At 68.9% G+C, this 23701-nt stretch carries 17 protein-coding genes, 1 other RNA gene and 2 pseudogenes; 8 read left to right on the forward strand and 12 right to left on the reverse strand.

All coding sequences use genetic code 11. The features are described from left to right. The first annotated feature begins 3 nt into the window (after nt 1-3). The gene (locus ACIRB1_RS08545; protein WP_403465037.1) at nt 4-1287 is read left to right on the forward strand and encodes a bifunctional RNase H/acid phosphatase; all 1284 of its coding nucleotides are present in this window, start codon (nt 4-6) and stop codon (nt 1285-1287) included. Here ACIRB1_RS08545 and ACIRB1_RS08550 read toward each other — a convergent pair. Further along, complete coding sequence (locus ACIRB1_RS08550) at nt 1279-1920, reverse strand: bifunctional 4-hydroxy-2-oxoglutarate aldolase/2-dehydro-3-deoxy-phosphogluconate aldolase (RefSeq protein WP_403465038.1); 642 nt, start codon at nt 1918-1920, stop codon at nt 1279-1281. The genes ACIRB1_RS08545 and ACIRB1_RS08550 overlap by 9 nt on opposite strands. Nucleotides 1921-2025: 105 nt before the next feature. Beyond that, on the reverse strand, nt 2026-2808 hold the full coding sequence (gene yaaA, locus ACIRB1_RS08555; RefSeq protein ID WP_403465039.1) for a peroxide stress protein YaaA: 783 nt from the start codon (nt 2806-2808) through the stop codon (nt 2026-2028). Between the two features lie 93 nt (nt 2809-2901). Between yaaA and ACIRB1_RS08560 the strand changes: the two genes are divergently transcribed. Next, nucleotides 2902-4332, forward strand: coding sequence for an RNB domain-containing ribonuclease (locus ACIRB1_RS08560; RefSeq protein ID WP_403465040.1), 1431 nt, complete (start codon nt 2902-2904; stop codon nt 4330-4332). Between the two features lie 76 nt (nt 4333-4408). Here ACIRB1_RS08560 and ACIRB1_RS08565 read toward each other — a convergent pair whose 3' ends face one another. Continuing rightward, the gene (locus ACIRB1_RS08565) at nt 4409-5968 is read right to left on the reverse strand and encodes an FAD-dependent monooxygenase (RefSeq protein WP_403465041.1); all 1560 of its coding nucleotides are present in this window, start codon (nt 5966-5968) and stop codon (nt 4409-4411) included. A 58-nt stretch (nt 5969-6026) separates the two neighbouring features. On the opposite strand from ACIRB1_RS08565, the gene ACIRB1_RS08570 reads away from it, so the two are divergent. From ACIRB1_RS08570 to rnpB, 4 genes and pseudogenes are all read left to right on the forward strand, one after another. Next, nucleotides 6027-6662: a TetR/AcrR family transcriptional regulator gene (locus ACIRB1_RS08570; protein ID WP_403465372.1), complete on the forward strand. Its 636-nt coding sequence runs from the start codon at nt 6027-6029 to the stop codon at nt 6660-6662. A gap of 49 nt (nt 6663-6711) precedes the next feature. Then, complete coding sequence (locus tag ACIRB1_RS08575; RefSeq protein WP_403465042.1) at nt 6712-7542, forward strand: helix-turn-helix domain-containing protein; 831 nt, start codon at nt 6712-6714, stop codon at nt 7540-7542. An 82-nt stretch (nt 7543-7624) separates the two neighbouring features. After that, a pseudogene (locus ACIRB1_RS08580) lies at nt 7625-8344 on the forward strand (DMT family transporter); the annotation flags it as partial. Nucleotides 8345-8462: 118 nt separating this feature from the next. After that, nucleotides 8463-8881, forward strand: an RNA gene (gene rnpB, locus ACIRB1_RS08585) — RNase P RNA component class A. A 441-nt stretch (nt 8882-9322) separates the two neighbouring features. On the opposite strand, the gene ACIRB1_RS08590 is transcribed toward rnpB, so the two are convergent. Together ACIRB1_RS08590 and ACIRB1_RS08595 are read right to left on the reverse strand one after the other, a co-directional pair. Next, a complete protein-coding gene (locus ACIRB1_RS08590) occupies nt 9323-9553 on the reverse strand; it encodes a helix-turn-helix domain-containing protein (RefSeq protein ID WP_403465043.1) in 231 nt (76 codons plus the stop codon). Further along, the gene (locus ACIRB1_RS08595) at nt 9550-9897 is read right to left on the reverse strand and encodes a type II toxin-antitoxin system RelE/ParE family toxin (RefSeq protein ID WP_403465044.1); all 348 of its coding nucleotides are present in this window, start codon (nt 9895-9897) and stop codon (nt 9550-9552) included. The genes ACIRB1_RS08590 and ACIRB1_RS08595 overlap by 4 nt, the downstream gene beginning before the upstream one ends. Nucleotides 9898-10646: 749 nt before the next feature. Between ACIRB1_RS08595 and ACIRB1_RS08600 the strand changes: the two genes are divergently transcribed. Next, nucleotides 10647-11126, forward strand: coding sequence for a hypothetical protein (locus ACIRB1_RS08600; RefSeq protein WP_403465045.1), 480 nt, complete (start codon nt 10647-10649; stop codon nt 11124-11126). Between the two features lie 153 nt (nt 11127-11279). Continuing rightward, on the forward strand, nt 11280-14648 hold the full coding sequence (locus ACIRB1_RS08605; RefSeq protein WP_403465046.1) for a type ISP restriction/modification enzyme: 3369 nt from the start codon (nt 11280-11282) through the stop codon (nt 14646-14648). Nucleotides 14649-14651: 3 nt separating this feature from the next. Here the strand turns inward: ACIRB1_RS08605 and ACIRB1_RS08610 are convergent. The 7 genes and pseudogenes from ACIRB1_RS08610 to ACIRB1_RS08640 form a co-directional block, all read right to left on the reverse strand. Then, nucleotides 14652-16724, reverse strand: a pseudogene (locus ACIRB1_RS08610) (3'-5' exonuclease). Between the two features lie 38 nt (nt 16725-16762). Next, nucleotides 16763-17272 carry a hypothetical protein gene (locus ACIRB1_RS08615; RefSeq protein WP_403465047.1) on the reverse strand — a complete coding sequence of 170 codons (510 nt, stop codon included), beginning with the start codon at nt 17270-17272 and terminating at the stop codon, nt 16763-16765. Nucleotides 17273-17315: 43 nt separating this feature from the next. Further along, entirely contained in the window at nt 17316-17711 is a 396-nt protein-coding gene (locus tag ACIRB1_RS08620; protein WP_403465048.1) for a hypothetical protein, read from the reverse strand. Between the two features lie 62 nt (nt 17712-17773). After that, the gene (locus tag ACIRB1_RS08625; RefSeq protein WP_403465049.1) at nt 17774-18988 is read right to left on the reverse strand and encodes an McrC family protein; all 1215 of its coding nucleotides are present in this window, start codon (nt 18986-18988) and stop codon (nt 17774-17776) included. Beyond that, on the reverse strand, nt 18985-21039 hold the full coding sequence (locus ACIRB1_RS08630) for an AAA family ATPase (RefSeq protein ID WP_403465373.1): 2055 nt from the start codon (nt 21037-21039) through the stop codon (nt 18985-18987). The genes ACIRB1_RS08625 and ACIRB1_RS08630 overlap by 4 nt, the downstream gene beginning before the upstream one ends. Beyond that, nucleotides 20927-21772 (reverse strand): hypothetical protein, encoded by an 846-nt coding sequence (locus ACIRB1_RS08635; protein WP_403465050.1) that lies wholly within the window; start codon nt 21770-21772, stop codon nt 20927-20929. The genes ACIRB1_RS08630 and ACIRB1_RS08635 overlap by 113 nt, the downstream gene beginning before the upstream one ends. Before the next feature lie 687 nt (nt 21773-22459). Continuing rightward, nucleotides 22460-23347 (reverse strand): replication-relaxation family protein, encoded by an 888-nt coding sequence (locus tag ACIRB1_RS08640; protein WP_403465051.1) that lies wholly within the window; start codon nt 23345-23347, stop codon nt 22460-22462. Nucleotides 23348-23701 lie beyond the last annotated feature (354 nt).

Raw genomic sequence — 23701 nt, forward strand, 5'->3', positions numbered from 1 at the left:
GCCGTGCGGGAGTTCATCGTCGAGGCGGACGGCGGTTCCCGGGGCAACCCGGGTCCCGCGGGCTACGGCTCCGTGGTCATCGACGCGACGACGGGGGAGACCCTGGCGGAGGCGGCCGAGTACATCGGCATCGCCACGAACAACGTCGCCGAGTACCGGGGCCTGTTGGCCGGCCTCCGCACGGCCCACGCCCTGGACCCCGCCGCCTCCGTCCACGTCCGCATGGACTCCAAGCTGGTCGTGGAACAGATGTCGGGCCGCTGGAAGATCAAACACCCCGACATGAAGCCCCTCGCGGCAGAGGCGGCCACCGTCTTCCCGCCGGACCGGGTCACCTACGAGTGGATCCCCCGCGAGAAGAACAAACACGCGGACCGCCTGGCCAACGAGGCGATGGACGCGGGCAGGCGCGGCGAACAGTGGTCGGCGGCGGACTCGACGGCAGAACTCCGCAGCACGGGTTCGACCGAGGCTTTTCAGGGCCGCGGAACACACGCGGAGCTTTCCAACGCAGGCTCAGCCGAGGCACTCAAGGGGCGCGGGGAACTGCGCGACCAGCCCCCACCGACCGCAACTGTGACGACAACCGCAAAAGCCACAGCCGACACCCGCGCAGCCCGCAACGTAGCGACCCCCAGCGCAGGTTGGGCCCCCGCAGACATGGGCACCCCCGCGACGTTCGTCCTCCTCCGTCACGGCGAAACCCCCCTGACCCCCCAGAAACGCTTCTCAGGCAGCGGCGGCACCAACCCCTCCCTCTCCACCACAGGAAAAGACCAAGCGCAGCGAGCCGCAACCGCGCTGGCAGCCCGTGGCACGATCCAGCACATCATCGCCTCCCCCCTCACCCGGACAAGGGAAACCGCCGCAGCCGTAGCGGAGCGCCTCGGCCTCGACGTGACGATCGAAGAGGGCCTGCGCGAAACGGACTTCGGCGCCTGGGAAGGCCTCACCTTCGGCGAGGTACGCGAGCGGTACCCCGAAGACCTGACCACCTGGCTGGCCGACCCCACGGCCCAACCCACCGGCGGAGGCGAGAGTTTCGCGGACACGGCAATCCGAATCGCCGCCACCCGGGACAAGCTGACGGCGGCCTACGCGGGCCGCACCGTCCTCCTCGTCACCCACGTCACCCCGATCAAGACGTTCGTCCAACTCGCCCTGGGCGCCCCACCGGAGTCCCTGTTCCGCATGGAACTCTCGGCCGCGTCCATCTCCGCGGTGGCGTACTACGCCGACGGCAACGCGAGCGTACGGCTCTTCAACGACACGTCCCACCTACGCTGAGCGCAGCGAGGCCGCCTCCCGGGCCAGCCCCTCGATCCGCCCCCAGTCCCGCGCGGCCACGGCATCCGCCGGGATCATCCAACTCCCGCCCACACAGCCGACGTTGGGCAACGCCAGGTAGTCGGGCGCGGAGTCGGCCCCTATCCCGCCCGTGGGACAGAACCGCGCCTGGGGCAACGGCCCGGCCAGCGACCTGAGATAGGCCGTACCGCCCGAGGCCTGGGCCGGGAAGAACTTCATCTCCCGCACCCCGCGCTCCAGCAGCGCGACCACCTCGGACGTCGTCGACACCCCCGGCAGGAACGGCACCCCGGACCCCTGCATGGCCTCCAGCAGCAGTTCGGTCCACCCGGGGCTCACCAGGAACCGCGCCCCGGCCGCCACGCACTCCTTCACCTGCCCCGGAGTCACCACGGTCCCGGCCCCGACCACGGCCTCCGGCACCTCACCCGCGATGGCCCGCAGGGCGTCCAGCGCTACCGGCGTCCGCAGGGTCACCTCGATGGCCGGCAACCCGCCCACCACCAGCGCCCGCGCGAGCGGCACCGCGTCGGCGACGTCCTCGATGACGACGACGGGCAGCACGGGAGCGAGACCGAGCAGGGAGAAGGAAGGCGACGGCGAGGAAGACATGGCCTCATCCTGCCGAGTCGATGCACCACACGCAAAGCTCATTGCGCATGCTGCAACGCACCTCGCCGTCGCAGGCGGGGCGCGCCTTGCCGACCGATTCGCCGCTCAGTGAATCTCGTCCACCAGCACATCCAGCGCCCAGGCCCGCCCCGCCTGCGACGGCGGCTCCGCCTCCACCACGTACCCCAGGTCCCGCAGCGCCTCCACCAGCTCCGCCGGCGTCCCCGGCCCCCCCGGCGAGGTCAGCAGGCTCCGCACGATCCGCCCCTTCGTCGCCTTGTTGAAGTGGCTGACGACCTTCCGCGTCGGCGCGTGCAGCACCCGTACGGTCGCCGTCCGCCCCGCGACCTCACCCTTCGGCTTCCACGCCGCCGCGTACGCCGCCGACCGCAGATCGAGGACCAGCCCGTCCCCGGCGACCTCCGGCAGCACCGCCGCCATCGGGGTCCGCCAGTGCGTGCCCAACGCGCCCAGCCCGGGCAGCCGTACCCCCATCGAGCAGCGGTACGACGGAATCCGGTCCGTCACCCGCACCGCGCCCCACAGCCCGGAGAAGACGAGCAGGGACCGCGCGGCCCGCCTCTTCGCGGCGGTGTCCAGCGAGGCCAGGTCGAGGGCGTCGTAGAGGACACCCGTGTAGATCTCCCCGGCGGGCCGCGCGCCGGCCGTGCGCAGGTCGACGTTCTTGCCGATCTCGCCGCGCAGTCCCTCGCTGAGGCCGAGGACCTCGCGTGCCTTGTCCTCGTCGGCGGCGCACAGGTCGACGAGTTCGTCGAGTACGGCCGCCCGGGCCTCGGTGAGTCCCGGCAGCGACAGCGACTCCGGCTTGAGGGGGGCACCGCGGCCGGAGGAGGCCTTGCCTTCGGAAGGAGGCAGCAGGACGAGCACGGCGGGTTTCTCCTTAGGGGACTTCTGGCGTACGTGGGGGGCCTGCGCCAGCGTAAAGGGTGCGGGCGGGCGGAATGTGCCTACGCTCGTGTCATGCCCAGCCGCCGTATCCGGGTGACCGGCACCCCCGAAGCCCCGCTCCGCGCCGCCCTCACCGCGCTCCGTACCGAACTGGGCGTGCCCGAGAGCTTCCCGCCGGAGGTCCTCGCGGAGGCGGAGGCTGCCGCGAAGGCCCCGCCGCCGGCCGCCGAGGACGCGACCGACATCCCCTTCTTCACGGTCGACCCGCCCACGTCGATGGACCTCGACCAGGCGATGCACCTGTCCCGTAGGGGGTCCGGATTCCGGGTCCGGTACGCCATCGCGGACGTCGCCGCCTTCGTGGTCCCCGGCGGGGCGCTGGACGCGGAGGCCCACCGGCGGGTCACCACCCTCTACTTCCCCGACGAGAAGACCCCGCTGCACCCGCCGCTGCTGAGCGAGGGTGCGGCGAGTCTGCTGCCGGACGTGACGCGGCCCGCGGTGCTGTGGACGCTCGACCTCGACGCGGACGGCCGTACGGTCGCCGTCGACGTCCGCCGGGCGCTGGTCCGCAGCCGGGCCAAGCTCGACTACGCGACCGTGCAGCGGCGGATCGACACCGGCACCGCCGAGGAACCGCTCGCCCTGCTCAAGGACATCGGCGAGGCGCGCGAACGCCTGGAGGTCGAGCGCGGCGGCATCTCCCTCAACGTGCCCGAGCAGGAGATCGTCGAGCGCGACCACACCTACGAACTCGGCTACCGCGCCCCGCTGCCCGCCGACGGCTGGAACGCCCAGATCTCCCTCCTCACCGGCATGGCCGCCGCCGACCTGATGCTCACGCACGGCACGGGCGTCCTGCGCACCCTCCCCACGGCCCCGGACGGCGCAGTGGGCCGCCTCCACCGCACCGCGCACGCGCTGCACATCGACTGGCCGCACCACATGTCGTACGCCGAGCTGATCCGCTCCCTCGACCCGCGCCTCCCGCACCACGCGGCCTTCCTCCAGGAGTGCACGACCCTGCTGCGCGGCGCCGGGTACACGGTCTTCCGCGACGGCCACCTCCCGCCCGTCACCACCCACGCGGCGGTCGCCGCCCCCTACACCCACTGCACGGCACCCCTACGGCGGCTGGTCGACCGCTACGCCGCCGAACTCTGCCTCGCCCCCGGCTCCCCGCCCGCCTGGGTGCTGGCCGGACTCGACGCCCTCCCCCAGCAGATGGCCGACGGCAACCGCCGCGCGGGCACCGTCGAGCGCGAGTGCGTCGACATCGTCGAGGCGGCCCTCCTGAAGGACCGCGTCGGCGACCTCTTCGACGGCTACGTGGTGGACGTCGAGGAACGCCAACCCTCCGTGGGGAAAATCCAGTTGGACACCCCGGCGGTCGTCGCCCGTCTTGAGGGCGGCACGACTCCGCTGCCCCTGGGCGAACGGCTGCGCGTCCGTCTCACCCAGGCGGACCCGGGGACGTCGAAGGTACGGTTCGCGCCCGCCTGACCTCCTCCGGACCGACGGAGAGGGCGAGTTCTCCGATCCGTATGGCATCAGTACAGACGCTGACGTCACGGCGGGGTCAAGCGCCGGCCGGTGCGCCGAACCACAGGTGCAGCGCGTCCGTCGGATCGTCCTCGGCGCCGTCCCGGTCCGCCGCCCACGCGGTGATCCCGTCCGGCCGTACCAACAGGCCCGACAGTTGCGGGTGGTGGGCGCAGGTGGTGGTCAGGACATCCACCACATCCTGCCAACCGGCCGCGCGGGCACGGAGCTTCGGGTCGTCGGTGAGGTCGAGGAGGAGGGCGCGGCCGGTGTGGAGATGGTCGCCGAGGCGGGTGCCGTCGGCGAGTTCGAGGTCGGGGGCGCTGCGGCCGGTCAGCGGGTGGTCGCCGGGGAGGTCGTAGCGCTGCCAGGCGCCGGAGATCCGCTTGACGAAGTACGTCGTGCCGTCGGGAGTGTCCGCGAGGTCGGAGATCACCCCGCGCAGGGCACGGGCGTGCGCGCCGGGGCGCATCACCGCGATCTGGGAGCGGGTCCAGTCGAGCACCCAGGCGCCGATCGGATGCCGCTCCGCGGTGTAGGTGTCGAGGAGTTCGACGGGGGCCCGGCCGCCGGCGACCAGGGCGAGCTTCCAGCCGAGGTTCATCGCGTCCCCGACACCGAGGTTGAGGCCCTGACCGCCGAACGGCGAGTGCACATGGGCCGCGTCGCCCGCGAGCAGCACCCGGCCCGCGCGATAGGTGTCCGCCTGGCGGCAGTTGTCGGTGAACCGGGTCGCCGTGCGCAGGGCGTGCACGGTGACGTCGACGCCGGTCACGCGGCGCACGCCGGCCTGCAACTCCTCGGCTGTGACCGGGGATCGGCGGTCGGCGGGCGGTCCGTCGAACTCGATGGAGACCAGCCGTCCCGGCGTCGGGCCGTAGGTGTACATCCCGGTGGCAGTGGCGTTCCAGCCGTGCTTCAGCCCCTCGGTGCCGGTCAGGTCGGCGATGGCCTGGTAGCCGGTGATCTCCGGTGCGGTGCCCGGGAAGGGGATGCCGGCGAGCTTGCGCACGAGGCTGCGCCCGCCGTCGCAGCCGACCAGCCAGCCCGCGCGGACGGCCTGCGGCGCCGAGCCGTCCGTAGGGGCGAGATGGACGCTCACACCGTCCTCGTCGGCGTCGAAGCCGGTCAGCTCGACCCGCCTGCGCACCTCGGCGCCGAGTTCGTCGGCGCGCCGGCCGAGCAGCCGCTCCAGTGGGGCCTGCGGGACGAAGCGGCCGATCTCGCCGGGCGGACCGAGCTCCGCGAAGGCGGGGTCCGATGTGTCGAGCAGATCGGCCCGCAGGGTGATCCCGGCGAAGTGCCCGGCGGACTTCGGCGGCGGGGCGGCGCCCTCGCGGCTCTGCGTCCGCAGGAACTCCTTCATGCCCTTCGCCGTCTCGGCCTGCACCTCGGCCAGCGCGGGCAGCAGTCCCCGCCGGTAGAGGGAGACGGCGGTGAGGGTGTTGATCCCGCCCGCCTTGACGGTCTCGTCCACCCCGGCCAGCCGCTCCGCGACCAGCACGTGGGCTCCGCCGAGCCGCAGCTCACAGGCGAGCAGCAGCCCGATGGGCCCGGCTCCGGCGATGACGACGTCGTAGTCCGTGTCAGTGTTCATGCGGTAAGTGTAGTCACTAAAAAATTATGTTGGCTACACTGTTCCCGTGAGTGAGCGAATGCGACAGGACAAGGACGCGGCCGAGCTGCCGCTGAGAGAGCGCAAGAAGCGGGCGACACGGCAGCGGATCTCGAACGTCGCCTCCGCACTGTTCCGAGAGCGCGGCTTCGACCAGGTGTCGGTGGCGGAGGTCGCGCGCGCCGCCGAGGTGTCGACGATGACCGTCTTCAACTACTTCCCGCGCAAGGAGGACCTGTTCCTCGACCGCATCCCGGAAGCGGTCGCGCTCTTCAGCACGGCGGTACGCGATCGTGCCCCCGGCGAGCCCCCGCTCGCCGCGCTCCGCCGTCTCGCCCTCGAACTCCTCGACCGGCGCCACCCGTTGGGCGGCCCCGACAGCGGATTCCCCGACTTCTGGGAGGTCGTGGCCGACTCGCCGGCCCTGCGCGCCCGCGGCCGCGAGGCCCTGGAGGAGATCGAGAACGCCCTCGCCGCCGCCCTCGCCGAAACCGCCCCGGACACCCCCGATCCCGCCCTGGCCGCGGCCCTGACCGTCGCCGCGTACCGCACGGTCTACGTCACCACCGCGCGCCGCGTCTTCGCGGGAGAGGCCGCCGAAGGACTCGTGGACGACCACCGGGCACGGCTGTGCGCGGCCTTCGACGCGTTGGAACGGGCGCTCGGGGCGGCATGACACGCGGCCCCTGGGCGTTGCACCCTGTGGAGGAGAGGGGGTGCGGCCGGTGAGCGCACGTGAACAGGCACTGTGGACGAGGGCGAGACTGGGCCGCTGCGGCCCGCCGCTCGACCTGCTGACCGCCCGCTTCGACCGGCATGTCTACGCCCCGCACGCCCACGAGGAGTTCACGATCGGCGTCTGCGTCGGCGGCTCCGAAGTCATCGACTACCGCGGCGGCCACATCCGCACCGGCCCGGGCTCCATCGTCGTCCTCGCCCCCGGCGAGATGCACACCGGCGGCCCCGGCACCCCCACCGACGGCTACGCCTACCGCGCCCTCTACGCCGACCCGGCCCTCCTGACCGACGGCACCCTCGGCGGCCTCCCGCACTTCCGCGAACCCCTCCTCGACGACGCCGAACTCGCCCTGGCCCTGCGCCTCGCGCACACCGAACTCAGCGCCTGCCCCGACCCGTTGGAGGCCGAGTCCCGCCTCCCGTGGCTGCTGACGGCACTGGCCCGCCGCCACTCCACGTCCGGCCCGGCACCGGACGAGATCCCGGGCGCGGCCTGGGTCGCCCACGCGGTGAGGGACCGCCTGGCGGACGAGCTGCTGACCCCGCCCTCCCTCTCCTCCCTGGCCGCGGACTTCGGCCTCTCCCGCTACCAGCTCCTGCGCGCCTTCCGTACGACGATGGGGGTACCGCCGTACGCCTGGCTCGCCCAGTACCGGGTGACCCGGGCCCGCGGACTCCTGGAGGCGGGCGGACGGCCCGCCGAGGTGGCGGCGCAGGTGGGCTTCGCGGATCAGGCGCATCTGACCCGGTGGTTCCGGCGGGTGCTCGGGGTGACACCGGCGGCCTACCGCAACAGCGTTCAAGACGGGCGGCGCTGACCGGTCCGACACTCGCCGTATGACTGCACGCGGCTGGTTCCTGTTCTCCCTGATGGGAGTGGTCTGGGGCATCCCCTACCTGATGATCAAGGTGGCGGTGGACGCCCCGCTCTCCCCGTCCATGGTCGTCTTCACGCGCTGCGCCCTGGGCGCCGTACTCCTGCTCCCCTTCGCGCTGCGACAGGGCGGCCTGACCCGCACGGTCCGCGCCCACTGGCGCCCGATGCTGGCCTTCGCCTGCATCGAGATCATCGGCCCGTGGTTCACGCTCACGGACGCGGAACGGCACCTGTCCAGCTCCACGGCGGGACTGCTCATCGCGGGCGTACCGATCGTCGGCGTGCTCATGGCGCGCTTCTTCGGCGACACGGAGCGGCTGGGCACCCGGCGCGTGGTGGGCCTGGCCCTCGGCCTGTCCGGGGTCACCGTCCTCACGGTCCCACATCTGACGGGCGGCGACGCGCGCTCGCTGGCGGAGGTGCTGCTGACGGTGCTGGGCTACGCGACGGCCCCGCTGATAGCGGCCCGCCACCTGAAGGACGTCCCGACCCTCCAACTGACCGCACCCTGCCTGGCGTTGGCGGCGATCGTCTACGCCCCCGCCGCAGCGGTGACCTGGCCCTCCACGGTCCCGTCCCCCCAGGTCCTGGCCTCCCTCGCCGGCCTGGGCGTGATCTGCACGGCGGTGGCGTTCGTGGCCTTCCTGGAGCTGATCAAGGAGGTCGGCCCGACCCGCTCGACGGTGATCACGTACGTCAACCCGGCGGTGGCGGTGGCGGCGGGAGCGCTGTTCCTGGGTGAGGACCTGACGGTGGGGATCGGGGTGGCGTTCACGTTGATCCTGGCGGGGTCGGTGTTGGCGACGGCGACCGCCGGTCCGCGGGGTGGTGCCCGCCCGGTAGCATGGTCGGCACGGCAGACGAGCCGGGCGGACGGTCGCGTGGAGTGCCCCTAGGGGGACTTCCCGAGGAACGTCCGGGCTCCACAGGGCAGGGTGATGGCTAACGGCCACCCGGGGTGACCCGCGGGACAGTGCCACAGAAAACAGACCGCCCGGTGCTTCGGCACCGGGTAAGGGTGAAACGGTGGTGTAAGAGACCACCAGTGCCCAGGGTGACCTGGGCAGCTAGGTAAACCCCACCCGGAGCAAGGTCAAAAGGGAGTTCCTTTCCAGGAATGGAACGGGGCTCCTGCGCGGACGTTCGAGGGCTGCCCGCCCGAGTCCGTGGGTAGACCGCACGAGGCCGGTGGCAACACCGGTCCTAGATGGATGGCCGTCGCCGGGAGGATCGTGAGGTCCCCCCGGACACAGAACCCGGCGTACGGCCCGGCTCGTCTGTCGGCGGGGCTCTGACCTGCTTTTCCCAGGGAGAGATCGTCTGTTGTCGTGGGGGCGCGCCCGGCTGAGCCGGGGTTTTCCCTGGAGTTCCCGAGGGGTTGTGCATCGAGTGTCCATTGTTCGGCTCCGATAAGTGGCGTCGCGCTGCGAGCAGGGCTGAAGCGCCTTGTCGTCTCCTCACTCGGTGAGATGCGCGCCTTGCGCCGTGGCGACGGCGGCCTCGTAGCCGGGCGCGCCCTGGACGAACTAAGCAGGGCCTGTTGCGATTTCGAACCCGCCGGTCACTGCATTCACACAGGTGGGACGAGCCTGGGTGGACGGCCCCGGGGAACGGAATGGGTGGCAGGGAGAAAAGTTAGGCGATCGCCGCGATATCGCTGTTGTCGAAGTAGATCGCCTGGTGCAGCTGTCTGCCGAGGGCGGCGGCGCAGCGGCGAGGACCTACTGGTTGGAGATGTGTCCCTGTTGGATCTGAGAGACGCGGCCCTTGGCTACGCCCATCTGCTCAGCCACCGTCTCCTGGGTCAGGTTCTGGGACTTGCGGATCTCGGCGAGCCGGTGGCCCAGCACCTCGGCAAGAAGCTCCGGCTTGGCCTCGGCCACGGTCTCCTCGCCGCCGACGCGGGTGACATGCCCGGCGCGGATGTTCTGCCAGCGCGTGCATCCGGTCATTGTGCGTCCGCCTCTTCGACGCGGGACTTCAGGTATGCGGTGTAGCGCTGCTCGGTGAGCGGGATGGCTTCGTCATGCCGCTCGTTCCAGCGGTCACGCTTGTCTCCTGCTACCGGCACGAGGCTTGGCCGCCAGGGAGCGAACGTGAATAGAATCCGCACGGTTCCCGCGCGCAGTTCCTTGAGGTTGTGGATGGCAGAGCCGGAGATGGTGTCTACCCGGGGGCGCCCAAGCCCGGTCCACCCTCCACGAGGGCGTCGAGTGCCTGCACCACGCGGGCGTGCGCGCCAGGGTCGAGGTCGTCGATCCTTATGAAGACCTCGTCGGTGACGAAGATGTCCCATGACGGGACCTGAAAGTCGAGCCTGGGAAGCCTGTAGGGGATGGAATGTGGTGACTATGGGCGACGAAGACGCACGTTCTCCGGGTATTCGGCCAGTCTCCGTATAACCCGATTCGTCTGATTTAGGGCTCCGGCCTGGGGTTTTTCACGAGCTCCCGCCGAGCGTCGCCGTGCTGAACCGTTCAGAGACCGCCGACACGGTTGACGTCCAAGGCGGCGGCTGTGGCACCAGGGGCGGGGATGTCTATGAGCATGACCATGCATCCCCAGCGAGAAGATCCATATGAACTCGCCCGAACTCAGTGCCATGTCGTGGCGCGCGGACAGCTCACAGCGATGGGAGTCTCCCAGAGCACGATTTTCCGCCGATGCCGACAGGGCGGACGCTGGCAGCAGCCGTTACCGAAGGTCGTAGTTCTGCAGTCGGGGCCGCTCTCTGCTGAGCAAAGGTGCTGGGCGGCGCTCTGCTACGCCGCGGCCCGTCCGCTCGCTCAAGGCGTGCCTCTGGCCGCGAAGGCTCTGATCAGCGGAGAGACCGCCCTCGCCCTGCAGAGACGAGACCCGCTGCGGAGAGCTTTTTCGGGCCCGGGGTTCGGGAGCCCGGAGAGGATCGACGTGCTGGTTCCGCATGATTGTTCCGTTCGTTCGTGCCGGTGGGTGAGAGTTGTCCGCACCCGGCGTTTTCCCGCTCCCACTCTCGGCGTCGGCGGGATCCCGTTGTCCCCTGCGGTGCGTTGCTGCATCGAGGCTGTGAAGGTCGCGGTGAACAACTCCCACACGCGGCACCTCCTGCATGAACTCGTGGCTGATCTCGGAGTCGAGCCGGATGTCCTGCAATCGGAACTGGCGGCAGAAAGGCTGGCTCGCCGTCCCGATGTGGCCGCGGTCATGCGCCACATCGCGTCCGGGACCAGGTCGCCGGCGCAGGCCGAGGTGCGATCCCTCATCCTGGATTCCGGTCTCCCCGAGCCCCTGTGGAACCCGGCTCTCCGTTTGGTGTCGGAATTTCTGGGGGTGCCGGATGCCTATTGGCCCGATCACGGCGTCGTACTCGAGATTGAGTCTGCGGTTCTCCATCGCCGGATACCGGAGGAAAGCGGGCTTCGTGTGGTCTGTGCGTCGCCTGACCAGATCCGTTATCGATCGAGCATCGTCTTACGGGCACTTCGCGGGGCTCTCTCTGTCGGTCCGCACGGTCCGGTGGGCCGAGTGACCGTCGACCACGGCTGACAGCGCCTGTGTCACTACCACCGGGGGTGTCCGCTTCCTCCTACGGGAAGCGGACACCCCCTGAACCCTGCCCCCTACTCCCTGCGGTTGTCCGTGCGCGAATCGTTGCCGACCGTGCGTGCAGGGCTCATGTGCGGGGGACGAGGGGGATGCATGGCCATGTCCGCGGTCGTTGGGGAACTGCCGGAATCATTCCTTGACGAGGTGGTCGGTGCCTTCGGGCGGAGCGTGGCGGCGAAGCTGAATGGGCCGGGTGGGCGGGAAGAAGCCCTGACCTATCCGGTGGAAGAACTACTCAAGGCGGTCGCCGCCCGATTCGGTGGATCTCTGACGGCTTATGGCCAGACATATGTCAGGAAGGTGAAATCGCGCCCGGACTTCGCGATCGAGGTGGACGGGCGAATGGTGGGCTACGTCGAACTGAAAGCGCCAGGAAAGGGAGTCGAGCCGTCTGCATGGCCGGTTTCGTCGCATGATCGCAAACAATGGGAGAAGATAAAGGCTTTCCCTAACCTTCTGTACACAGACGGCCGTAAATGGGCGTTGTACCAGAATGGGGTTCTGCGAGCAAGTATCGCCGAGTTGACGGGTGATCTGGCTACGGCCCGAGAGCACCTTCGCCCTGTCGGTCCCAGGCTCGGTCAGGTCCTTGCCCTCTTCCTGACCTGGGTTCCCCAAAAGCCCGAAAACCTGGGAGTGTTGGTGCGCCGCGTCGCCGGCCTGTGTCGGCTGCTGCGAGAGGAGGTGGCTGATCGGCTGGAGCGGGAGAAACAGGGTGAGGTCGGCCTTGTTTTCTCTGTGCTCGCCGAAGACTGGAAACGCCTGCTGTTCCCGGATGCGTCGGACGCGGTGTTCGCTGATCAATACGCTCAAACAATTACCTTCGCCCTGCTGCTGGCTCGCAGCGAAGGTGTTGTTTTTGACGGTGAGCGGGTGGATGGAATCGCCCGAAAACTCGGTAAGAAGCACTCCCTCATGGGGAAGGCCCTTTCGATACTCACCGATGAACCGCTGGCGGACCTGCGAGGAGTCGTGGATGTCCTCGTGCAGGTCGTAGGGGCCGTCGACTGGAATCAACTGGACGACGGCAGCGGCGACAGCTATCTGCTCTTCTACGAGCGTTTCCTGGAGGCGTACGACCCGGGACTGCGACAGGACACCGGCTCCTACTACACCCCCAACGAGGTCGTGCGCTTCATGGTCCGCTTCACGGACCAGATCCTGCGACGTCGCCTCCGCTGCCGGGACGGATTCGCCAGTCCCGAGGTCACGGTGATCGACCCTGCGATGGGAACGGGCACCTTTCTGCTCAACATCATCGATCAGGTCGCCCGGCAGGCGGAACGGAAGGACGGACGCGGGGCGCGGCGCGACAGCGTGCGGGAAGTGGTGCCCCGCCTGGTCGGCTTCGAGCAGCAGGCGGGGCCTTACGCAGTTGCTGAGTTGCGGATGCACCGCACGCTGCACGGTGCGTACGAGACGGAAGTCGGTGACGACGACCTCGCACTGTACGTCGCGGACACGCTGGACGATCCCACCGTTGAGCACCACCTCGGCTTCCACTACGAAGCCATCGCGCAGTCCCGGCGCCGCGCCAACGACGTAAAGCTCAACCGGGAAGTCATGGTGGTTATCGGCAACCCTCCGTACAAGAAGGGCGCCAAGAAGCTCGGAATCGGGCGGTGGATCACTGAGGGGAACGAGAACGAAGGCGCAGGGATTCTCAAGGACTTCAGAGACCCGAGCGTGGGGCGCATGGGGTACGCGCTTGACAACCTCTATGTCTATTTCTGGCGCTGGGCCACATGGAAGGTCTTCGACCTGAACCCCTCCGCCCCGCAGGGGATCGTAGCCTTCATTACCAACGCCGGGTATCTCGACAGTCAGGGATGCGCGGGAATGCGGCGCTACTTGCGGGAGACGGCGGATGAGGGGTGGATCATCGGGCTGTCTCCTGAGGGTGCGTACTCAGATCACCGCACACGCGTTTTCCAGGGCGTGAAGCGGGAGATATGCGTCGGCTTCTTCGTGAGGGCCGGTGAGGGAGACCGCAGCCGCCCTGCACGCGTCCATCGGCTGGATGTGCCGCCGGGCACCAGGGAGGAGAAATTCGCCTGGCTTGAAACTCTGGACATCGGAGAGCCGGATGGGGGCATGTCTCATGGTCAGGCGTGGCCACTGTGTCTGGACGGATGGACCGATCCGTTTCGCGTGACGGCAGGCGAGCTGTGGCAGGCGATGCCGGGACTGGATGTCTTGTTTCCGTGGTCAGCGTCAGGCAACAAGAACAACCGGAGCTGGCCCGTCGCCCCGACACGGGAGGTGCTGCACAGGCGATGGAGCCGACTTGTCAAGGCGTCGCCTCGGCAGCAGCCGACGTTGCTCAAAGTCACGAGGGACAGGAAACCGGACAAGGCTGAACCGCCTCTGCCCGGGGGCGAATGGCGTCCGCCTTTGTCGGAAGAGAGCGTCGATTACCAGGCGCCGCTTGTGCGCTACGGCCGTATGACCTTCGATCGGCAGTGGCAGATCGCCGATCGCCGGGTTATCGACTTTCCCAGGCCTCCGCTGTGGTACGTAGTCGGTGACCGGCAGATATTCACCAGTGAGTGGCACACCCAGGCAGGCAAGCCCGGCCCCGCACTGGGATTCACCTGTCTCCTCCCCGACCAGGACCACTTCAAGGGCAGCGAAGGCGGGCGGGTGCTGCCGCTCTACCGGGACTCTCACGGGCGAGTGCCCAACACGGCGCCAGGGCTGCTGCGTTGTCTGTCCGAGGCATTGGGTATGGAGGTGAGCGCCGAAGACTTGGTGGCCTACGTCGCCGGAATCGCCGCCCACTCGGGTTACACCCGCCAGTTCAAGGCGGAGCTCGAATCCCGCGGAGTCCGCGTTCCCATCACGAACGACCGTGACCTGTGGCGCGAAGTGACCGAAGTCGGCCGCAGGGTCCTATGGCTCCATACATACGGCGAGCGGTGCGCGGACGACACCGGAGGAAGGCCCGAGGGACCACCACGAATGCCGGAACACGAACGCCCCCGGTTCCAAGTGCCGGTTGCCACCGGCCGCGACGGCATGCCGGCCGCCATCTCCTACGACGAGCAGCAACAAGACATCCACCTTGGTGACGGCGTGATCGGCCCCGTATCACCGCAGGTCTGGAATTACCGCATCGGCGGAACCCAGGTCGTCACCAGGTGGTTCAGTTTCCGAAAGCGCGTATCGGCGTCAGAAGACGCGACGTCGCTCAACGCCATCGCCCAGCAGACCTGGCCCGCTGAGTACACGCGCGAAATGCTGAACCTGCTGAACGTCCTGGGACTGCTCGTCGCGCTCGAACCCGAACAGGAGCGTCTGCTCACCGCCGTGACGCGGGGTGACCTCATCACCCTGGCGCACCTGCAGACCGCCCACGTGCTGCCGGTTCCGCCGTCGGCGACCAAAGCACCGCAAGTGCCCAGGGCGACGCGGCCCCAACCCGACGGTGGCGGTCAGGGGGCACTGGACTTCGAGACATGAAGATCAACTTCCGTGAGGAAGGAAGCGGCTTGCCCGGCCGCTGTACGACACGGCGAGTTCTTCACGGGCCCGGGTGCAGGCGACGAAGAGGAGGCAGCGTTCGGTGAGCATGTCCGCCTGATGCTGGAGCTGGTCCACCTCCGGCGGTGTGACGGCCGGCGGGAAGGGTAAGGCGCCCGCCGTCACACCGATCACCGCCACGCACCTGAACTCCAAGCCCTTCATGGCGTGAAGAGTGGCGAGCCGCACCCCGGGGTCCTGCTGGGACGGTCCCTCCTTGACGAGTGCCGCCGGCAGTCCTGCCTGTTCCAGTCGTGCCTTGATCTTGTCCAGCGTCTGGTGGAATCGCGAGGTCACGGCGATGTCGGCCGGTGCCGCTCCGCCGGCCGCCCAGCCATGGATCCGCTCCACGACCGCGGCCAGCTCGTCTTCCTCGCTGTTGAAATGTTCAAGTGCCGGACGGCGGCCGTGGAGGAGGGAGCGGTATCCGGCCGGCGAGTCCATGCCCTCGCCGGAGAGGGACTCCACCGGCTCGTCCTGCATCAAACGCGCCGCCCAGCGCAGAATCTCCTCTGTGCTGCGGTAGTTGATGCGCAGTCGGCTCGATCGTCCCGCGACCGGGATGCCGAGTGAGCCGAGGGAGACACGCGAGTCGTAGATGCGCTGGTGAGGGTCTCCGGTGATGAACAGATCGTCCGGTCCGGACGCCACCGCCCCGCGCAGCACACGCCACTGGGCCGGGTGCAGGTCCTGGGCCTCGTCGACGACGACGTGCGCGTAGGGAGGTTCACCGGCCGCCGGTTCGCGCAACAGCCGTGCGGCTTCCGCGCACAGCTCCAGATAGGTGCACTTCCCGTCGTTGCGCAGGCCCTGCTCGAACATCTTCATGGCCTGCCACACCTGCACTCGCTTGACCGGCCCCAACGCGGTTCCCCGTCCGTGCCGAACCGCCCGCAGGTACGCCTCCTCGGTGGCGATCGACTGGGCGAGCACGACATGCCGGTACTCCTGGGAAAGGAACTGCTCGCTCCAGCCGAGACCCAGACTCCGGCGGACCTTACGCCAGCGGAACCGCTCGTCGCTGTCGTCACAGAGCTTCGGAACGGAGCCGTGCCCACGCCGGACCACGTCCCGGGCCAGGGCATCGACCGTGGTGACGTCGACGCGGCGCAGGAGCACGTCGTCCTCGTCGAGCAGCAGAGCCAGGCTCCCCCGCAGGGACTTCGCCAGTGCCGTCGTGTACGTCGTGAGCAGGATCCTGCTGTGCGGGGACCGCTGGAGGAGGTGTTTCACCCGGTGCAGGGCCACGACTGTTTTGCCGGATGGAGGAAGATGCGCCAGGCCGCGAACGGCTGGTGAGGATGTCTTCCAACTCCTCCGCTCCGGTGACGACGGTAATACGGCTACGGGTGTTGGCGATGGCCGAGGACAGGTCGTCGGGGTCGTAGGGGCCGGGGTGCGAGGGACGGCGTAGCGCGACGATCTCTCTCCATACCGTGTCCTCGTCGAACCCTTCGGCGAGGAACTGCAGGACCTCGAACTGGTCCTCGGGGAAGAGCGAGGCGAACGCCTCCAACTGCGGATTGTCGATGATGGTGCGGGCCGCCTTCAGCGTGCCCTCGTCGACGCCGAGACGTGCGAGAGACGCGTCCGAGAAGCCCTCGAAGAGTCGCGTGGGCGCCTGTGCCGCCGTCTGTTCCAGTGCCGGCGTGAGCTGCTCGATGGCGACGATATTGCGCACCTCAAGACCGCGGGTCGCGGTGTTGACCGTGTAGAGGCGCTTGGCCGCCCACTCGTACGCCTTGTCGTGCTGGACCACGTTCACCAGCAGGAACGTGTGCTTCCGTCGTCGGGAGCGAGGACCACGCCCTGCCAGAAGTCCGTGATCCTGATCGTGCGCATACGGCGATCGGCGGCCTTCTCCACGGATTCGAGGTGGAGTCCCTTGTCGGCCCGGAGTTCCGCGACGGTGAGCTGCTGGAACTTCTTCATCGCCTTCCGCACGCCCGCCCGGACCGGTTTCTCCAGCTGCTCGAACTTGTCCCAGAAGGTGTTGGCGAAAGCCAGTTGCGGCAACGGACCGTCCCTCCCCCTGCGGTGCGATGGGGCACAGCCTACGCGCGGGCAAAGGCGTAGTCGCCCACCACGCAGTCGTACGGCTTGAGCAGCGGTTGGAGTTCCCGCTTGAGCAATGCCGTGTCGGCGTCGGGCAGTCGCAGCGAGGCGCGGCGCATACGAACGCTCCAGGACCCGGAATCCGGGAACACCTGGAGGTCCTTCACGAGGTCGCGCAGGACGACGCCCTCCCGAAAGGGCGCCAGGCCGTGCACGCGCAGTCGGCAGCCCTCGGTGAAACGGCGATCCCGGAAGGCCACGGGCTCGTCGAGGGTCTGGACGTCACTGGTGATCGTGGCCAGGCCCATCACCCGGCCGAAATCCCGGGTGGGGTTCCCGAAACAGCCGCGGGTGGTGTACAGCAGCAGTTCGTCGCCCTTGCCGAGAGCGAAGGACTGCTGGGTGCGGCCGGCCGGGAAAGCCATGCGTTGGTTCTCCAGGACCCAGGAGAGGGGCTCGTGGTCGCTGATGATCAGCAGGTGGGTGGCGCTTTCGCGCGATGCGGTCACGGATGTGTTTCCTTCCGAAGGGAGCGGGGCGCGGGGTGGTTCCTCATACGGTCCCGGCAGGCCTGCGAAGGGATTTGAGCTCCTCGCCGCTGCGGGTCACGCGCCAGAACGACCAGCCGTTCGCGTGCGGGGACGTCCGATCGGGATTGACGGCCTGGATCACGGCCATGGCGGCGGCGCTGGGCGAGGTGTAGACCTGCCCGGCTGCCGGGCCCTCCGTGACGGTCAGCGCGCGCGTCGCCGGATCGAAAAGCCCGATGACCCGCGCCCCCCGGTACACGGCGTGGACCCGTACGTCCTGCGGTTCGCCATCGGCCTCTTCGGCGTTGCTCCACGACTCCACCAGCCGCCTGACCACCTCGGACGGGGCGCACCCCATGACTCGGGCGGCGAAGACGACCTTGCCGTATGTACGCTCATCAAGCTCAATAGCTGGCATAGTTACTATTAGCGCTCAAGTGTGCTCGTATGTCAACCCCTGTTGATGGAATGTGGGTCGGATCACCGCCCGTCGGCGATGTGCTCCGCGATCCGCGCGACTGCGGCGAGAACGGCCGACGGCTCCTGGTCGAGATCGAGCGCGTGCTGGGTGAGGACGGCCCCGGTCCGGCGCACCCGGTGAGAGGTCATGGGGGCGTGGCCTCGCGCGTACACGAGATGACCGGAGGGCACTCCCAGCTCCGTGCAGTAGGCGAGCATCTGGTAGAGATCCGAGTTCGGAAAGCCTTCCTTCTCCTTCTCCGCCTTGTACTTGGCGTCCGCGACTCCGAGCGGTCGTCCGGCGTCGTCGTACCAGACCAGGTCCGGCTTGAGCAGCACGGCGGCGGCCTCGTCCAGGTGGTGCTGAGCTTGGAACCGGCACCGCCCGCCGTGCGGGCGCAGGGCCTCCCGCAGTCCGACGGTCACGAAGTCCTCGAAGACCTTCGCCAGGTCGAGCAGGAAGCCGCTCACGGCGGTGTCCATGCCACGCTGCTCGATGGAGGCCTCACCGAGGATCAGCTCGGCCAGTCGGAGGGCGGGCACATAGCGGTTGTTGAGACGGGACGGCGTCCAGGAAGGCAGGGGCGCTCCGCGTCGCAGGTCTCCCACACCGTCCAGGCGGAGCCGCAGCCGCGTCAGCCTTCCGCGAATGTCGCCGTGCAGGTCCGGCAGCCGCGTCAGCCGGTTCGCGGCGGCGAGCAGCAGCCGGTTCTCCGGGATGTCCACGGTGTACTCGTCGAAGCAGACCTCGACGGGTACGGGGATGCCGTACCGCCTGCGCATCTGGTCCGACTCCCTGATCCGGCCGCGTACGACCGCCAGTGCGTCCTCCAGGTGCCGGTATCCCTGCAACATCCCACGCCGCAGGGCCCGTTCGGCCTGGCACTCGAAGGCGTGGGCGACGGCAGGCAGGATTCCGTCGTGGCCGCCGACCAGGACGTCGCCATCGCCGTGACCCCAGTGGGCTCCGGGATCGAGGACGTATCCCAGCAGGAAGAACAGCCTGCGCACCGGCAGTTTGGGGGTGATGGTCAGCTGGACGCCGCCGATCCGGACGGTGCCCACCTTCGACCCGGCCCGGATCAGCCAGCGCCGTGGATCGCCGGGTGCGCTCGGATCGGGCCGGGCGTCCACGAAGTCGGTCATGGACAGGGTGCGGCCCGCTTCCGGCTCCAGCGGCACGGCCGTCCATGGCCCGTGCTCTCGGAGTACGACGACGCGCTCGGCGTCTGTCACGAGTCGTCGCCCGGTTCCGAGGCCGTTGTCGACACCGCGCGACGCAGAGTGGCCAGGCCGTAGCGCGCCTCGATATCCACGGAGTCATCGCCGTAGTGGTGCTCCTCCAGCAGGGGCAGGATGGCGTGCCGCCACACCCGTTCCAGCCCGCCGGGCGCATAGGCGGAGGGGCGCATCAGGTACGACGGGCCGATCCGGAAGTCCTTGTCCTCGATCCGGCGGTTGAGTTCCCGGTGCAGGGCGGCCACGTCCTCCGCGGGCTCGATCTCCCCGGTGCTTGTACGCCTCTCGATCCAGCGCGCCAGCATCTCGTCCGTCGGCTCCTCGTCCGGGTGCAGCGCGACGAACGCGAACCGGCGCCGCATCGCCGCGTCGACCAGGGCGATCGAGCGGTCGGCGGTGTTCATCGTGCCGATGACGAACACGTTGCGGGGGAGGAGGAACTCACCCGAGTACTGCAGGTCCACCGGCCTGTTGCGGTACTCCAGCACGAAGTAGAGCTCGCCGAAGACCTTGGCCAGGTTCGCGCGGTTGATCTCGTCGATGATCAGGAAGTACGGCGTTGAGGGATCCTCCTCGGCCAGGTCCACGAGCTTGCGGAACGGGCCGGGACGGAGCGCGAAGGTGAGCGTGCCGGTGCCGTCCTCCGACCGTACCGTCGGCCGGAAGCCCTCGAAGAAGTCCTCGTAGGCGTACGACGGATGGAACTGCACCAGCTTCACGGCCCGCGGATCGCCGGCCAGATGCTCGGCGATGTGCTGGGCGAGGTAGGTCTTGCCGGTGCCGGGAGGCCCGTAGAAGATCAGCTGCTGACGGTCCTGGAGGAGGTCGCGGACCTCGCCGAGCCATTCGGGGGTGACGAGCAGTTTCTCTGCCAACGTCGGTTCGGGGAAGGGGAGTTCGCGTCCGCTGCGGCTCGGTGTGCTGGGCTCGGTCTGCTCCGCTCGCGAGTCGTCGTCCGGAAGCGCTGTGGGCATGAGCGCTGTGAGGACGTCCAGCAGCGAGGTCATGTCGACGAGGTCGTGCTGGCTGGCCAGGAGGCCCTGAATCTCCTCCGGCAGGTCGGACTGGCTGATGGCCACGTCCATCCAGTCCACGTCTCGCCGCAATTGGGTCGGGGCACCGGAGTCCACATAGATCGCCGGACCTGAAATCGTTCCGAGGTAGAACTCACCCTCGCTCAGTACACAGACCAGGTCGCCCGGATGCACGCGGTGCAGGAAGGTTTGAAAGGCCGCCGCCAGCTCGTCACGCCGGCTGATCGGGAGATACCGGTATCCCTCTTCGACACGGAGCCGCAATTCCTCGGCGGTGATCGGACCGTCCACGGGGCCGAGCCACTCTGCGGCGAGGGAACAATTCCCCGCGTAGCGCCAGGTCAACACAACGCCGGGGTGATCCGCGTGGGAGCCGCGCAGCAGCCAGGCGCTGCGGGCATGGCGTGTTCTGCTGTCCTTCTCGGCAAGACGGGTCTGCAATTCCCGTACTTCGATGAGCTGGACGTCTTCGCCGAGACTTTCCCAGCTGTCCAACTCGGCGAAGAATTCGGCCCTTTCACGTTCGTCGGCTCGCACTTCAAGGGCAATGGTGCCCTGGGCGCCGTGCACCCACTGGGAACCCTTCGGCCTGGCTCCCCATAGCCAGCGGGCCAGCCGCCCCCGGTCGAGCCGTGTCTCCGCTGCCAGCGTGTCGAGATCGAGCGAGCGCCCATCTGGTATGGCCCCGACGAGCTTCTGGGCATACGCGAACCCGTGCTTGTGGCTCTGCCAGTAGTTGTACGCGTCCCGGGCCCCGTCGTAGAAGTCCGCCGCGTCCGGACACTCCCGCAGGGCCTCGCGCCCCAGTGCCGTGATGCGCCAGACCCCGTTGTTCTTACGCAGCCACCCCGCCATCACCAGGTCGGAGGTCTGCCACTTCCAGGAATTCTCGCCCCTGGTGTCACCGCTCTTCAACCGCTCCGCATCCTCGTCGGCGAGCGGCAGCTCCGATACGACGGTCGTCCACAACTCGCTGAAGTGGAGGCCGTTCGGCTGCTCGGCCAGAAGCTCCATCGCCCTGCGGGTGCGGGGCTTGGTACGGGCGGTCAGGGTGGGCATCACTGCACTCCATCGAGGATCTGCCAGACTTTCCGGTAGGCCGAGCCCCTGGGGCCCAGGGGCTGACTGCCAGGCCGCGTCGGGAAGCGCGGAGAGGCGCCTTGTGCTCGGGGGTCTGGCAGCGGAAACGCAGCCACTTCATGAGCGTGACGTGATCGTTCTTCTCGGGCAGCCTCTTAAGCTGGTCGATCATGCCGTCCGAGCCCGTCATCACACCCGGCGGACTGGACTGCTCCGACGACGACTTGACCTCACCGAACAGCAGCCGTGCCGAACCGTCCGCCACGCACAGCCCGACCAGGTCGGCGCCGGGCAGGCTCGCCTTGCGCCTACGCCGGTCCCGGGCGCCGTCCCACACCCACAGCGCACCGTGCCAGTGCTCAAGCAGTACCTCGGCGAGGGCCTCGCCTACCTGCCAGGGCAGCGGTTCCGGCTCACCGGCCAGGAGAGCGCTGATGAACTCGGTCTCCATGTCGGTGGTCGCCAGCCCCCGCAGATGGGTCACGAAATCCCGGGTGGCCTCCAGATCACCGACCCGCTCGGCCCACGGCCCCGCCCCTAACTCCCGCATCACATCGGTCGTCACCTCGACGCCGCTCCAGGACACGGCCCCGTCCTCCCCGCCGTACACCTCGATGCCCCGCGAGACGCGCGGCACGGCGCCGCCCACGGCGTTGCCTTCCCCCACCCGTACGTCCTTCCCCCACGTGACACCCCCGGGGTGAGCGGTGATGCTCCCGACCACTCCCGCGATCGACGGTGTGATCAGAATTCTCTCCACCTCACCGGGAGTTGTCCACGCCCCGTGTCCGCCTGTGGACGCTACGCCACCCGACACGCAGAAGCTGCTGGCGTCCAGCAGTATTGGTATCTCGTGCACATCCGGACAGCCGCCTGCGCGGCACTCGCGCGGTTCTGCACGACCCAGGTGCGCAAGCCCGCGCAAGTGCTGCGCAGACAGTGTCCTCACCCCGGACTGCGCAGGTCCCTGGCCGGTCATGGAGCCGGGTGCGCATCGCTCGTACAACGATGCGCAATACCCACGAACTTGGTGGCACGTCAGGTGTGGCAGACGTGTGGTCGGCGTTATGGCCTGGGGCGACCATGACCCTGACCACGGCAGGTAGGCGGTGGGTGCGCAGGCTCCGATTCGCCTACGCGCTCTGACTGCGCAGCCGTCCACGCGTGTTGCGCATCTGGTGCGGGCTCGGTCTGCGGTTGGCTGCGCGACGCTGTGGTCAGGGCCGTGGTCGCGGCTTCGGGCCCATGGTCGGGCCTATGGTCGGGGTTTCGGGTCGTGGTCGGGCCCTGCGCAACGGCGCTACGGGGGTGTTGGGTGGTGCGCAGCGGTTGCGTAGGCCGTTTACGCATGCGGCTACGAGCTCCAGGCGACCGTGCGGTCGGGGTCCTGGACGGGGTGCCACACGGGCTCGGAGGGGCCGTAGGTGTGCAGGTCTGCCAGCGCCGCGGCCAGGACGGGGACGGAGTGTAGGAAGAGGGTCAGCGTCGGGTCTTTGGCCGCTGCGTGCAGGGCCTTGATGCGGGTGGTGACGCCGGCGGGGCCGGTGCCGTCCAGGACGAACAGGACGCGGGAGAAGAGCGGGTAGCGCTGTCGCCATTCCTCCTGTACTGGCATCTGTCCGATGCGCGGTCGGAGCTGTCCCGAGAGAGTGGGGACATAGCGGTGGAGGCGGGCGTAGGAGGTGAGTTTCGAGGCCAGGCGTTCGGGGCCCATGGTGGCCCGGTCGACCTCGACGAAGGCCCGGAGCATCGGCCCGGCGCTGCCCTCCCGGCCGCGCCGGTAGTACATGAGCGCGTCGGGGATGACGGCCTCGCCTCCCCCGATGGGGTGGTGGACCTCGGGGATCCAGTCCAGCGGTCGGCACAGTTCACCGCGATGGCGGGCGGGTTCGAGGAAGACCAGCGCGGTCTCGGTCACCGTCAGCGTGTGCCCGACCCGCAGCCGTGCGGCGGTCGGATCAAACACTGTTTTCGGTGGTCGCCGCCCGCGTAACTCCGGCCACTCGCCTGCGACCTGCACACCGTAAGAGGTGGGAAACCACACCCGTAGCCGCCCCGCCCTAGGCAGGGTGATGCGATCGATCAGCCCCTCCTCGCGCAACTTGGCCAGCCTGCGCCGGGTCTGCTCGCTGCGCACTCCCGGGGCGATCACCCGGTGCATCTGCTCGGTGGTGGCCATCCGGTACTGCACCAGCAGCGCCAACGCCATCCGATCCCCACTGCCGGCATCCACGTCCGTCATCGTCGGCCCTCTCTCCAGAGCAGGGCGGCATCGTTCGGTACGGCGCCGCGCGTACCGGCCACGACAGCGGGCGACTCCGACCACACCTGCAACCAGGACGGCCCGACCGCGGTCACGATGCGACAACACCGCCGCCGACCGGGCCGACAACCGCGTCGATATCCCCGCCGACACCTGTCCACTCCGTTGCGCGCCAGGGTGACGTATCTGCAGGTCACCAGGGACTTGTTGGCGTGGTCGGCAGCCCGACATCCCCCTCTGCACACCCCCGCGCTCGCCCCCGAACAAAGGAAAACAGGGGACGGCGGGCGAACGGGCGGGTGGCGTGCCTGCGGGGGATCGGGGGCGCCGTTG

This window comes from Streptomyces sp. NPDC096013 (genome assembly GCF_044763565.1).
In the GTDB taxonomy this organism is placed as follows: Bacteria; Actinomycetota; Actinomycetes; order Streptomycetales; family Streptomycetaceae; genus Streptomyces.